The sequence below is a fragment of the Clostridium sp. TF06-15AC genome, from assembly GCF_003481165.1.
GTDB lineage: Bacteria > Bacillota > Clostridia > Lachnospirales > Lachnospiraceae > Otoolea > Otoolea fessa.
Map to the genome: position 1 here is coordinate 198,571 of NZ_QUKS01000002.1, position 12,547 is coordinate 211,117.

The 12,547-nt window shown below is 47.2% G+C and carries 11 protein-coding genes; 7 read left to right on the top strand and 4 right to left on the bottom strand.

The window, feature by feature from the left end; translation table 11 throughout:
• Positions 1-42 precede the first annotated feature (42 nt).
• From DXC57_RS15435 to DXC57_RS05425, 3 genes are all read left to right on the top strand, one after another.
• A complete protein-coding gene (locus DXC57_RS15435; protein WP_182457216.1) occupies positions 43-210 on the top strand; it encodes a hypothetical protein in 168 nt (55 codons plus the stop codon).
• A 121-nt stretch (positions 211-331) separates the two neighbouring features.
• Positions 332-1,033, top strand: coding sequence for a DUF6088 family protein (locus DXC57_RS05420; protein ID WP_118651471.1), 702 nt, complete (start codon positions 332-334; stop codon positions 1,031-1,033).
• Entirely contained in the window at positions 1,014-1,958 is a 945-nt protein-coding gene (locus tag DXC57_RS05425) for a nucleotidyl transferase AbiEii/AbiGii toxin family protein (RefSeq protein WP_182457218.1), read from the top strand. The genes DXC57_RS05420 and DXC57_RS05425 overlap by 20 nt, the downstream gene beginning before the upstream one ends.
• A 71-nt stretch (positions 1,959-2,029) precedes the next feature.
• Here the strand turns inward: DXC57_RS05425 and DXC57_RS05430 are convergent, their stop codons facing one another.
• Entirely contained in the window at positions 2,030-2,392 is a 363-nt protein-coding gene (locus DXC57_RS05430; RefSeq protein ID WP_118651475.1) for a hypothetical protein, read from the bottom strand.
• A 656-nt stretch (positions 2,393-3,048) separates the two neighbouring features.
• Between DXC57_RS05430 and hcp the strand changes: the two genes are divergently transcribed.
• From hcp to DXC57_RS05445, 3 genes are all read left to right on the top strand, one after another.
• The gene (hcp, locus tag DXC57_RS05435) at positions 3,049-4,689 is read left to right on the top strand and encodes a hydroxylamine reductase (protein ID WP_118651477.1); all 1,641 of its coding nucleotides are present in this window, start codon (positions 3,049-3,051) and stop codon (positions 4,687-4,689) included.
• Positions 4,690-4,997: 308 nt separating this feature from the next.
• Positions 4,998-5,483: a YbaK/EbsC family protein gene (locus DXC57_RS05440; RefSeq protein ID WP_118651479.1), complete on the top strand. Its 486-nt coding sequence runs from the start codon at positions 4,998-5,000 to the stop codon at positions 5,481-5,483.
• Positions 5,484-5,509: 26 nt separating this feature from the next.
• Positions 5,510-6,346 carry a Tim44-like domain-containing protein gene (locus tag DXC57_RS05445; RefSeq protein ID WP_118651481.1) on the top strand — a complete coding sequence of 279 codons (837 nt, stop codon included), beginning with the start codon at positions 5,510-5,512 and terminating at the stop codon, positions 6,344-6,346.
• 130 nt (positions 6,347-6,476) lie between these two features.
• Here DXC57_RS05445 and DXC57_RS05450 read toward each other — a convergent pair whose 3' ends face one another.
• Both DXC57_RS05450 and DXC57_RS05455 read right to left on the bottom strand, forming a co-directional pair.
• The gene (locus tag DXC57_RS05450) at positions 6,477-7,430 is read right to left on the bottom strand and encodes an alpha/beta hydrolase (protein ID WP_118651483.1); all 954 of its coding nucleotides are present in this window, start codon (positions 7,428-7,430) and stop codon (positions 6,477-6,479) included.
• A 71-nt stretch (positions 7,431-7,501) separates the two neighbouring features.
• A complete protein-coding gene (locus DXC57_RS05455; RefSeq protein ID WP_118651485.1) occupies positions 7,502-9,310 on the bottom strand; it encodes a phosphatidylglycerol lysyltransferase domain-containing protein in 1,809 nt (602 codons plus the stop codon).
• Positions 9,311-9,798: 488 nt separating this feature from the next.
• Between DXC57_RS05455 and DXC57_RS05460 the strand changes: the two genes are divergently transcribed.
• Entirely contained in the window at positions 9,799-10,989 is a 1,191-nt protein-coding gene (locus DXC57_RS05460; protein WP_022359140.1) for an iron-containing alcohol dehydrogenase, read from the top strand.
• A 190-nt stretch (positions 10,990-11,179) separates the two neighbouring features.
• On the opposite strand, the gene DXC57_RS05465 is transcribed toward DXC57_RS05460, so the two are convergent.
• Positions 11,180-12,469, bottom strand: coding sequence for a RelA/SpoT domain-containing protein (locus DXC57_RS05465; protein WP_118651487.1), 1,290 nt, complete (start codon positions 12,467-12,469; stop codon positions 11,180-11,182).
• Positions 12,470-12,547: the final 78 nt, after the last annotated feature.

The window sequence follows — 12,547 nt, forward strand, 5'->3', positions numbered from 1 at the left end:
ATGCAATAATTCAATCCTGGCACCGAACGGAGAAGGGTGCAGATGTTGATCAGACAGCAAACACGGTGGCTGTTCCGGAAGGGGGGATGCGGAACTTTTGATGAAGGTTCTGAGAAATCCGGAGATGGCGGCTTTGCTGACGAGTCTGGCGAAGAGCTTGAATTAAAGACAGGTCAGAGATTCGATTCTGCATTAGTGGCGGGATCATGATGCTGTATAAATTAGCTATCAACTGGGTAAGATATTATTACAGTTGCTAACATTCAAGTAAAATTGAATTCTACTTGACATATCGGGAAGTTGACATATAATGAGATTGAGGAGGTGTCGTATGAATAGCTATGCAAAATATATTGAAACTGTGATCGAACAGGAGCCTGAGAACAAGCTTTTGGAAGCAAGCATTTTATATCAAAAATCGTTCGGCACTGTTCCTGAAATGACCTACTATAAAACATTGGAAAGAATGAGCAAACAAGGTTCCCTTGTACATCTTACCAAGGGTCTGTATTACAGACCAAAGAAATCTCGCTTTGGAACAATTCCAATCAGTGAAAAAGAGATTATTGGTCACTATACGAACAATGGCCGGGGAATTGTAATTGGCTACAGACTTTACAATCAAAAGGGCTTAACAACACAAATAAGCAAACGGGTTGAGGTTCTTTCTTCTGCTGTTACAGAACAAAAGAAAAATATCCAAAATGTTTGTGTGACAAACAGTGGGATTGATTTGACGCAGGAGACGATTCCGGTAATTGAAACTATGGAGATTCTTCAGAACTATAAGTCCATTGAAGATATCAGAAAATCTGCATTAGCAGCATATATGAGAGAATTTGCGACGGAATACTCTGATACTGCGGCGGTGTTTGTCCTGAAAAATCGGAAGTATAAGAAATCTACGATTGCATTTCTGGAACGCTTTCTGAATTATCTTGGTGTTGAAAACACATTGCACCAGTTTTTATCAGCCCTCTCATCGTATGCAATTCCAGAAATGGAGGAATTCTATGAACCTGCACGAGCATAAAGAAGAATTTGAAGAACTGGTTGCCATTGTAGCAGATTATATAGGAGTTCCTGCTGATGCGGTTCGCAGGGATTACTATATTGTTCAAATGATGCAAAACCTTCAAAACAGTGAATACACCGAAGTCTGTGTGTTTAAGGGAGGAACTTCTCTCAGCAAATGTTATCCGGGATCTATCAATCGTTTTTCTGAAGATATTGATCTGACATTCATACCTGTAGAAGATATGACTAATAAGAAATACAGCAAGACCTTGAAACGAGTTGAAGATACTATCTCAGCCGGTTTTTTGATGGAGAAAATTGAAGCTGAGCGTAATGACCGAAACAAAAGTGCATTTGTTTGGCCTGAAAATGAAAGCAAGGAAACCTGCCGGGTAAAACTGGAGATTGGTTCCAGTGTAAGACCGGATCCTTTTTCAAAGAGAAGCATGAAAACTTATATTCAGGAATATCTCGAAGAGAAAGGCATGCAGGATGTTGTGACCGAATTTGATCTGCAGGAAGTCAAGGTAAATACACTTGATATCACACGAACGTTCCTGGATAAGGTAATGTCAGTCAAGAGGCATGCAATTTGCGGAACTCTTCCAAGAAAAGTGCGTCACATATATGATGTTACGGTACTTTTGGATCGCAGTGACATTCAGGATTTCTTGAATGATACCGAACGGCTGAAGCAGCTTCTAAAGCTCACAAAAGAAACGGACAGCTTCTATCTTCAGAAACGTAATATTTCTGAAGATTATGATCCGTTGGGGGCATATGCCTTTGAAAACTGGAAACAGTATTTCAACGATGAAATTCGTGGAAGATATGAAACTCTTCATGAAGATCTGCTCTACACATCCAATCCGCAGTGCTTTGAAAAAGCAATTCAGACATTTGAATTTATCAATCATCTGTTTGCTTCCATAGGTGAATAGGTTATTAAAAATCTACAATAAAAAGCCAGATACTGAAATTTTTAAATTTCCACCTCAGCTTTTTGAGATTATCATAGATCAATGTCAAATGAGATTGTCATAGTTTCGGTTTGATCGTTGCATATACCATTGATCTGAAAATTGATTGTTAGCTGCTGACCGGAATAAAGATTTGATATATCAACTGCTTCAAAATTTTCACCGTCGATCATTTTCCCGGCAGAACTTGAAAGTGCATAAAAATCACCGATAAATGCTTCTGTTTCTTCTTTAGAATTCAGGTGATACTCAGTACAATGGTTTTGGGAATGAGATGCTTGTTTTGTCATCTTTGCCTTTTGACCGTTCAGAACGAAATTATTTCCGGATTGAGATGAAAATTCAAATGTAGCATCTGTGTCATTTTGATTCAGTAAGGAATATTCTACTTCCAAGCTATATCCTTCTGGCTTATATTCTCTGTGAAGTATTATATTATTCACGGTCAGCTGTATGCCATTGACTATAAATGAAGCATCATCAAAATAATAAGTTTCATCCTCTATTATATTACTTAATACTTACGGTTTCCGAAACGCTTGCCAGTAATGGCTTTTTGACAGCCAAAAACCACCTTTATACAGCTTAAAGACCACCTTTGTACACTTTTTTAAAATGTGGATAACTTCTTAAAAACCACCTTTGTACAGTTTCTTAGATAAAAGATAAAGGAATCCAGAAAAACCACCTTTGTACAGTTAAAAACCACCTTTATACACTAAAAAATTACCATCTTGCAAAATGTCAGTTTACCGTGCAAGGAGATCGGGAATAAAAAAGTTACATATGAAAAGTAAAGAGTTACAAATAGATGGACAGCTTTGTTCCAACGTGAATATTAATGTGGGTCGTTACGTGATTTTAGCAGGTTTTAATACTTACGGCTGCAAAAACACTTGCCAATAATGGCTTTTTGACAGCAAAAAAACCACCTTTATACAGTTAAAAACCACCATGGAAGGCAGCTTCGTTATCTATCTCTATCAAGAATATAAATCACGAGAAATGCAGATTATATAAGACATGATAGATGCGATAGGAGGAGTGAACAATGGACCAGAAAATGTTTTGTTATCAATGTCAGGAAACGGCCGGATGCAAGGGCTGTACGGTGGTCGGTGTCTGCGGTAAGCAGCCGGATGTGGCGGCAATGCAGGATTTGCTTGTGTGGGTGACGAAGGGTATCAGCGCGGTGACGACACGGCTTCGCGAGGAGGGACGTGCGGTGGCAGATGAGGTCAACCATCTGGTTACCGAAAATCTGTTTACGACGATCACGAATGCCAATTTTGATAAGGCGGCGATTGAAAAAAGAATTGAAAAGACGCTGGAAATGAAGACGGCACTGTGGGAGCAGCTGGAACGTCGGGACAATCTGCCGGAGGCGGCTGGCTGGACAGGTGAGCCGTCTGAATTTATAAAAAAAGCGTCGGAAGCGGGCGTTCTGATCGGGCAGAACGAGGATATTATTTCCCTTCGCAGCTTGATTACGTATGGCTTGAAAGGTTTGTCTGCCTATACCCGGCATGCGAACGTCCTGCTGCAGGAGGACCGGGAGGCGGATGCATTTTTACAGCGGGCGCTTGCGGCGACGCTGGATGACGGTCTGAGTGTGGATGATTTGATTCACCTGACGCTGGAAACTGGCAAATATGGTGTCCGGGGAATGGCGCTTTTGGATCGGGCAAACACCGAGACTTATGGAAATCCGGAGATTACTACGGTTGATATCGGTGTCGGAAGTAATCCGGGCATTCTTGTTTCGGGACATGATCTGCGCGATATGGAAATGCTTCTGGAGCAGACGCAGGGAACCGGCGTCGATGTATATACGCACTCAGAGATGCTTCCGGCGCAGTATTATCCGGCATTTAAGAAATATCCGAATTTTAAGGGTAATTACGGCAATGCATGGTGGCGTCAGAAAGAGGAATTTGAGATGTTCAATGGACCGATCCTGATGACGACGAACTGCATCGTGCCGCCGAAGGATAGCTACAAGGATCGTCTCTACACAACCGGTGCGGCGGGATATCCGGGCTGCACGTATATCAACGGTGGAATCGGAGGAAAGAAGGATTTTTCAGTGATCATCCAGCATGCGAAGCGCTGTGAGCCGCCGACCGGGATTGAGCAGGGGCAGATTGTCGGAGGCTTCGCCCATGCACAGGTGCTGGCACTGGCAGATAAGGTAGTGGATGCGGTCAAATCGGGAAAAATCCGAAAGTTTGTCGTCATGGCGGGGTGTGATGGGCGTGCTAAGAGCCGCATTTACTACACCGATTTTGCAAAGGCGCTGCCGGAGGACACGGTAATTCTGACGGCTGGCTGTGCGAAATACCGCTACAATAAGCTGAATCTGGGCGATATTGAAGGAATTCCGCGTGTCCTGGATGCGGGGCAGTGCAATGATTCATATTCCCTGGCGGTCATTGCGATGAAGCTGCAGGAGATTTTTGGGCTGGATGACATCAACGACCTGCCGATTATTTACAACATTGCCTGGTATGAGCAGAAGGCGGTCATTGTTCTTCTGGCGCTTCTCTCACTCGGTATCAAGAATATCCATCTTGGACCGACGCTTCCGGCATTTTTAAGTCCGAACGTGGTAAATGTATTGGTGGAAAAGTTTGGAATCGCGGGAATTGACAGCGTGGAGAGCGATGTGGAATTATTTTTCGGGGAGAAGTGATAAATACAGGACGGAACTGGATAAGAGGGAATCGAACAAAGTCGGAATTTGGATCTGAAATCTGGAGATAGATTTGCAAAAAATCTGTGTTGGTTTTACAAAAAGCGGTCGGAACGATCTTGAAAATAGGAATTAATGAAATAGGGGGCGGTTCTCTGGCAAATGCAGGGAACCGTCTTTTTTCGTCTATAGAAATATTGATATGGAAAATGAAAGTGTGATATGATGGGAAAGATGAATGAGTTTTGAAATATAAAAGAAATTGATACGGCAGATCAATCGATAGAGGATGCGGGAGGAAAACAGCCATGTCACTGGAAAAAGCAGAAAGTTACTTAAAGGAAGCCGGATTTTTGGATCATGTTATTGAGTTAAAAGAGTCCACAGCGACGGTTGCGCTGGCAGCGGAGGCATTAGGCGTGGAGCCGGGGATGATTGCGAAAACGATGTCCTTTTTACAGGGAGAACAGCCGGTATTGATTTTGACAGAAGGTACTGCGAAAGTGGATAACCGGAAATATAAAGATACGTTTCACGTGAAAGCAAAGATGATCCCGTTTGAGCAGGTGGAGGAGGTTACCGGTCATGCGCCGGGTGGGGTCTGCCCGTTTGGTATCAAGGGTGGAATTGAAGTGTATCTGGATGAGAGCCTGAAGCGTTTTGAGACGGTTTATCCGGCAGCGGGAGACGACCACAGTGCGGTACGTCTCACGATCCCAGAGTTGGAAGAAGTGTCCGGAGCGAAAGGCTGGGTGGATGTCTGCAGGGAGCCGGAGGATCAGCAGCACGAGTAGGTGTGGGAGATTTTAGGAGAATTCATATGAGAGATGTGAAAGCAACGGGGAGAAGCAGGGGAGAAAATGAAAACGGCGGAATCAGGGTGGGTTCCAGATTGGGAAAGAAAGGTCGCCTGTGCCGGAAAACGTTCGTCCGCCTGCTTTGCCTGACAGCAGCCATGATGGTTCTTGGATCTTTTACCGCCTTTGCCAGAGCGGGAGGTGCTTCCGGCGGCGGAGGCGGCGGAGGTGGCGGAGGTGGTTCTTCCCATCATCATACAAGCAGCAGCCGGGGACAAGGCGGACGGGCGGGTGCGTTTCAGGCGCTTTTGCTTACGGGAACCTTTGTGATTCTGGGAAGTGCCGGAACTATTACATACCTGCACCGGGCAAAAAAGAAACAGGCGGCAGCCCGTGAAAAATTGAAAGAATTTTCCATTGGAGAAGATCATTGGGATCGGAGTGAGATACAGGAGCGGGTGCGGGAATCATATTACCGGATTCAGGAATGCTGGCGGGATCGAGATCTGGAAAAAGGGCATCCTTACCTGAGCCAGAAGATGCAGCAGGAGTTTCAGACGAAATTTGAGTGGAGCAGGATGCGCCATGAGGTGTTTGTCATGGAAGGGATCCAGCTTCTGGATGCGATTTTGGTGGAAGCGGAGAATGAGGACGGCGACGACCGCGACTATATCTGGTATTTGATCCATGGAAAGATGATCGACTATGTGTATCACGAAGAAACCGGAGAACTTTTGAAGGGATCCCGGAAAATGGAAGATTTCTTTGAATATTGGAGGTTTGTTCTGGAAGATGGAAACTGGGTGCTGGATGAGATCTGCCAGAAGGAAGAAGTGGATAATGGGCGGAAGTTGTGCTGAGAGGTGCTTTGAGTGCTCGAAACACGGCAGCTGCGGATGCTGTCCGGTAGAGATGTTTGAAGAGGAAAAGTATAGAACCTAAAAGTGAATGGAGCAAGGAAAGCGGAGCAGCAGGAAGAGTGAGGAGACTTTAACTGCGGCGCAGAAATGCCAGAATTGCGCGCAGATAAGGTGCCGGTGTACGGAATATGGAAGTATGCCGTCCCCCGGTCATTAAAAGAAGCCGACTGGTTGGAATCTGCCTTGCTAACCAGCGGGAGTGTGAGGGCTTAATGAGATCCCGGGTTCCGGCGATCAGCAGCACAGGAACGGAGATGGTTTGCAATTTCCGGGCACTTAAACGGGGCGAGTGAAGTAAAAGAGAAGTCAGATTTCGGCGGCGGAGGACGCGGTGCGTCAGCCGGGTAAGAAAGTCAGGCTTCTTTTTTTGTTCTGCCGGAATCCGGGGGAAAATTGACCCGAAATGGCATTGCCTTTCTTTGTCGGCACAAACTGCGGATGTGGCGGAAACAGAGAAATTCTTCTGAAATGGCAGGGAAACTTTCGGGGTGGACAGTGCAGAGACCACAGAGGACCCGGAGGATGCAGAGGCAGAAGAGAAGCTGCATTTTAAAACAGGCAGCAGGAGATTCCCCAGGAGATTTAAAATGCTGTGCAGCATTTGGGCGGCAAGGTGCAGCGGCGTGAGCAGCCCGTCCGGTGAGGCGTTGGCGCTGATACAGATGAGCTTTTTCAGCCGCTCCGGGTATTTGCATGCGATCTCCAGCCCGATATTGGCACCATCGCTGAATCCCAGCAGGTGGACGGAGGAAAAATGTAAGTGGTTAAGCAGGGCGATAACGTCGTCTGCCATATCCTCTGTAGAGAACCCGTGGAGCGCTGTGTGGACAGACAGCCGGGAACGCCCATGTCCCCGGCTGTCCATCAGAATCACCTGAAAATCGGGCAGAAACGTGCGCAGAAATGGGTAAAAGACGGCAAGGGACTGGCTGTTTCCATGCAGGATAAGGAGCGGTGTGCCGCTGCCGTACTGTTCATAGTAGATTTCTGCGCCGGAGGTGGTGAGATAGCCGGAATGTTTCATCGTAAGAGCGCCTCTTTTCTGGTAAAAAAATGAAATTTATCAGGCTGCATCCAGCATGATAAAAGCTGAGTTTAGTCTGCCTTTTTATCTGCATCTGTCTGCTTTCTTGTGTCGGGCTGCTTCGTGCTGGAAGAAGCAGCCCAACTTACCTGGCGAGATGGTTTACTCTGATGTGTCGGGGAAGTCCTCTTGTTTCTCAGCCGCTGCGCCCATCCTTTTACCAGATCCTCCGCTGCCTCGCGGATCTGATGCGGATTCTGAATCGTCACAAGGGCATAAAACATGTCTGGTGTTGGAATCTTCGGCAGGTAAATATAATAAGAAGGAACCCATTCGGTCGGGCTGTATTTTTCCTTGGCACGGTAGAGGTCGCGGAATCCATAACAGTCGTTCAGGTGGTTGTAAGCGAAGCAGAGCAGCTTTTCGACCGGATTAGAGCTGTCATTTTCCAAGCCAGCGAGCGGGGCAACACCGAGGCTGCCATACTCAATGCCCTCGTCTTTGAAAACCTGAAATGCGTCGTAAAGAATCGTCTCCATCACGCCGCTCGGTGCGCCGGTTCCGTGGCGGGTGACGTCCGCCATGTAGCCTCTTTTGCCGAGAAATGGGACAAACACGATGAATGCCACGATTTTTCCGTCGGCGTCGGTGGCGTAGAAATATCGCTTGTCCATCGGATTTTCCAGCCCGACAGTTCCCATAACGAAAGTCAGCATCGAACTCTTTTTCTGTTGCAGCCATTCGTTCGTGATGCGGTTCAGATCTGTCTCAATCTGTGCATCCCGCTGCTTCAGCGGGCAGTATTCATGGACGACGACCCCGGCTTTCCGGGCGTGGTTGATGTTCATCCGCATCTTGGCGCCTTTTTTGCCAGAGATTTCATAGTCCGCAAGGTGGAAACGGGCTTCCTCCCCGTTTTTGACCCATCCAAAGCCCTGCTTCTTATATTCTTCCAGAAAATGGTCAGTGACGCTGATAAAAAACAGGTTGTGAGCGCTGCGCTGGCAAAATTCTTTAAATTCTGCCAGGAGAACCGGAAAATCGCTGTCCGCGCAGATGGGATCGCCGTTGATAACGATGGTGCTGCCAACGACTCCGTAGGGGATGACGCCGTCCACCTTCTGACCGAAATATAGGAGCTTGTCATCCTCCAGCGTCAGGTAGGCGCTGGGATTCTGGCTGTACAGGTTGACGAGGGTGCGGGCATGCATCAAATCCGAAGCATGGCTGACTGGACGCAGCAGCCATGGGCGGACCGCATACAGAATGGAGGCGAGGATGCAGCCCCAGCTGAACCAGAATGTAACCAGCTCGACTACATGTGTTTCACGTGAAACATTGATTGGATTTCCCATGCCGAAAATCATGGCAGTTCCCTGAATGAGACTATCCATCAGCGAGTCAAGTGAGGTTTCTCCCAGAGGTTTTACCGAAAAATGGTAGCTGATACCGGCATTGACGATGATACCTGCCAGTGCCAGCAGCAGAAACAGGAGAGAATGTCCAAGGCTGCGCCGGTCAGACGGGCAGCAGAAGTCCTTTCGAAAACACAGGAGAAGCAGAAATAGTACGGCTTCTGCCAGGTGGAACGGAAGATACAAGGGCGAAGAAAGTGCCGTCAGCCCGCGTAAAAAGCTTAAAAACAGCAGGATAACAGCAATGTTCCAGGCGGCGCGCTTGCGTTTCCAAAGCTGGAAGGCAAGGATGAAGAGCACGACAGAAAAGGCACGCTGTACCATGTGCCCCATTTCCAGAAGGATACCGACGCGGTTTGCCAGTCCCAGCCCCGGCAGGAAGCTGAGAATAAAAAGTACAAGGGAAAGAAGGCCAAGTGCGCCTATCAAGGCGTTTTCCAGTTGGATTCGTGAGTTCTGTTTCATATTATAATGTCCTCCGTGTCAGTCTTGTACAGATATAATCTGTAAGGTGCTATGAAACGGGCATAAGCGCACAGGCGGCTTATGCTTGCCCTTGTTATAGTACGGAAAAACAGGGATGTCAAGATAAGATTTTGCATGGAAATAGGAGTGGAGAAATTCCGTTACTGTTTACGGGTAGGCACTTTTGGAACCGAAAGTGCCGTAAGAAAACATGGTGGAAGCAGGAATTCTTTATGATAGAGGCAAAGGCACAGGGGGATTATGCAGACAGAAAAGGAACGGTTCAAAATGGAGAAAAGAAGCAGTTTGTTGGATGATTGACAAGCGAATAGGGTGGGGTTGTGGAAATTAAAGTAATAAAATGTAAAATTTTCGAAAAATACACAAATATATCAAAAATGAATAGCCAAAACGGTTGAAATCCACCAGAACGCGTGCTATAATCTAAGTACAGGGTGGTTAAAAAATTAACAGGAGGTAGTATCAATATGGCTAGATTTACATTACCGAGGGATCTCTATCATGGAGAAGGATCTTTAGCGGAACTGAAAAATCTGAAAGGCAAAAAGGCAGTCGTTGTCGTTGGCGGTGGTTCCATGAAACGCTTCGGTTTCCTTCAGAAAGTAGAAGATTATCTGAAAGAAGCTGGCATGGAAGTGGCTCTGTTTGAGGGAGTAGAGCCAGATCCGAGCGTTGAGACCGTTATGAAGGGCGCAAAGCTTATGCAGGAATTTGGTCCGGACTGGATCGTAGCGATCGGCGGTGGTTCTCCAATTGATGCAGCGAAAGCGATGTGGGCATTCTACGAGTATCCAGATACCAAGTTTGAGGATCTGATCACTCCGTTCAATTTCCCGACACTGCGTACAAAAGCAAAATTCTGCGCGATTCCGTCTACTTCTGGTACAGCTACTGAGGTTACGGCATTCAGCGTTATTACCGATTATCATAAGGGTATCAAATATCCGTTAGCAGATTTCAATATCACACCAGATGTAGCGATCGTGGATCCGGAGCTGGCTGAGACCATGCCGCAGAAGCTGACCGCAAACACCGGTATGGATGCGATGACCCATGCGATCGAGGCGTATGTATCCACACTTCATTGTGATTACACCGACCCGCTGGCACTTCACGCAATCAAGATGATTCATACCTATCTGGTTAAATCTTACAATGGCGACAAAGAAGCGAGAGCACGTATGCACAACGCACAATGCCTGGCAGGTATGGCATTCTCCAATGCACTGCTTGGTATCGTCCATTCCATGGCACACAAGACAGGTGCAGCTTACTCCGGCGGACATATCGTTCACGGTGCAGCGAATGCGATGTATCTTCCGAAGGTTATTAAATTTAACTCCAAGGAACCAGAGGCAGCTTCCCGTTATGCAGATATCGCGAAGTTCATCGGTTTACAGGGAGACAGCGACGAGGCTCTGGTTGACGCTCTGATCGCCGAGATCAAAGAGATGAACAAGCAGTTAAATATCGCTCCGAGCATTAAGCTCTATGAGGGCGGAATCATTGACGAGAAAGAATTCAATGATAAACTGGCAACCGTAGCAGAGCTGGCAGTTGGCGATGCATGTACCGGTTCCAACCCGCGTTCGATCAATCCGGAGCAGATGGCGAAACTTCTGACCTGCTGCTTCTATGATACAGAGGTTGATTTCTAATTTAAGAAGCTTCTGAATTTGGAATGCAAAATTAGAATGTAAAACATCGTGTTTCGATGTTGGAAGCGGTTCTGAAAAGAATCAAATATGTAAAATAAAAAGCCATCCGGCTAAAAACTGGATGGCTTTTATCGTTGTGTTTTTTTGTTATCTGGTGTTTTGCATTTTTGGTGATTGGCGCGTTTGTGTCCTATGCGTTTTCTGCGTGGCTGTTTTTCTCAAAGTTTTCTCCGTCTGCCATTGCGTCATGCTGTCCGGTCAGCTGTGCCAGAAGTGCTTTCGCTTCCTCCGTACAGCGGAGAATCTGTGCCTGGTCCGGCAGCTCGATGTCGTGGATCAGGACATTCCGCAGCTTGCGGAGCTGGACAATCTGGTTGATCATTTCTTTGTCAAAGAGATCCATCCGCTTGAGTGTATTGATATTGAAGGCACCGCGGGAACGCGTCGAGGTGCGCCGCGCAGTCTTGTTGAGCAGGCGCTCTAATGGTACCCACTCCTCGAGGAACTGGTTGACTGCCTGCAGGGTTTCCGGTGAGGCGGTCTCCGGTTCCGTCCGCAGCTCCTGGTAGCACTGGTAGCGCTTTTCATTGCCGGAGATAATCTGATCGATGATCTGCTGGGAAATGGTGCGCCGATCCTTTTCAAATTTGACAGACCGCAGAATCGGGGTAATATCTTTGAGACCGGTGAGCTGTAAACGCTGCAAAAGCCGGTAGAGCAGGGCAATATTTCCCATTCGAAGTTCGATGTCCTCGGTTTTGAGATGGCTGCTCAGGAAATTATAGAGATAGGACGCCAGCTCGTACTGGCTTCCAAACGCGGCATTGCGGCTGCGAAGCCGCTCATTTCCGGCTGCCTGTAGGCGTTCCAGCGCGATCTCACCGGCAAGGACCAGACCATTTAACTCATCTAAGATCGACAGCTCTTCCTCGGATAAAGTTCCCTGCATTGGCTTGTAAATCAGATCGTGTTCAACCTCGGACCAGGCGTGCATGATCAGGGACGCCACCTGGATCTCGATGCGCGCCGATCCGTATTTTTTCTGTGATTCATTCAAAATTTCATCGCGCATCCGCGCGCGGTAATGGTTCGCCCAATAGCCGGAAAACCGTTTGTGGTAAGTCGGGGGTTTCGACTGTTCCGGGAACTGTTTAAATTCCAGAATGTTGAAAAGCTCCGAGATGATCGCATCTACCTTGCCACGGTCACCGGGGAAATACAGGGAGACGCGCACACCGGACAGATCGGCAATGTCGTCGTATATTTCCTCGAGTGTCTGGTATGGTTCTTCACGTCTGGAATTGCGCCGCTGCACTTTTGTGCGGAGTCTGGCGGGATTCTTGGCGCGAGAGGTCACGATCGCCCGGATACCGGCATTTTGCAGGGCGAGCTGGAGTTTCTCTGCCGCGAGCCGCCCGGCTGCGTCGTAGAATGTCCATTTCATCTTGTATGTATCGATAAATTGTTGTATTAAATCCATAAGCAGCCCCTCCCAAGGTGCATAATAAAGCTTAGAAGAAAGCATTCTGATAAAAGAAATGCTTCTTCTTTCTATCAT

What these genes read in the sequence shown, in the direction of transcription:
- DXC57_RS05445 (WP_118651481.1), top strand. Translation starts at nt 5,510, where the DNA reads ATGAGAGATGTGAAAGCAACGGGGAGAAGCAGGGGAGAAAATGAAAAC.
- DXC57_RS05465 (WP_118651487.1), bottom strand. Translation starts at nt 12,469, where the DNA reads ATGGATTTAATACAACAATTTATCGATACATACAAGATGAAATGGACA.
- DXC57_RS05460 (WP_022359140.1), top strand. Translation starts at nt 9,799, where the DNA reads ATGGCTAGATTTACATTACCGAGGGATCTCTATCATGGAGAAGGATCT.
- DXC57_RS15435 (WP_182457216.1), top strand. Translation starts at nt 43, where the DNA reads ATGTTGATCAGACAGCAAACACGGTGGCTGTTCCGGAAGGGGGGATGC.
- DXC57_RS05455 (WP_118651485.1), bottom strand. Translation starts at nt 9,310, where the DNA reads ATGAAACAGAACTCACGAATCCAACTGGAAAACGCCTTGATAGGCGCA.
- DXC57_RS05425 (WP_182457218.1), top strand. Translation starts at nt 1,014, where the DNA reads ATGAACCTGCACGAGCATAAAGAAGAATTTGAAGAACTGGTTGCCATT.
- DXC57_RS05440 (WP_118651479.1), top strand. Translation starts at nt 4,998, where the DNA reads ATGTCACTGGAAAAAGCAGAAAGTTACTTAAAGGAAGCCGGATTTTTG.
- hcp (WP_118651477.1), top strand. Translation starts at nt 3,049, where the DNA reads ATGGACCAGAAAATGTTTTGTTATCAATGTCAGGAAACGGCCGGATGC.
- DXC57_RS05450 (WP_118651483.1), bottom strand. Translation starts at nt 7,430, where the DNA reads ATGAAACATTCCGGCTATCTCACCACCTCCGGCGCAGAAATCTACTAT.
- DXC57_RS05420 (WP_118651471.1), top strand. Translation starts at nt 332, where the DNA reads ATGAATAGCTATGCAAAATATATTGAAACTGTGATCGAACAGGAGCCT.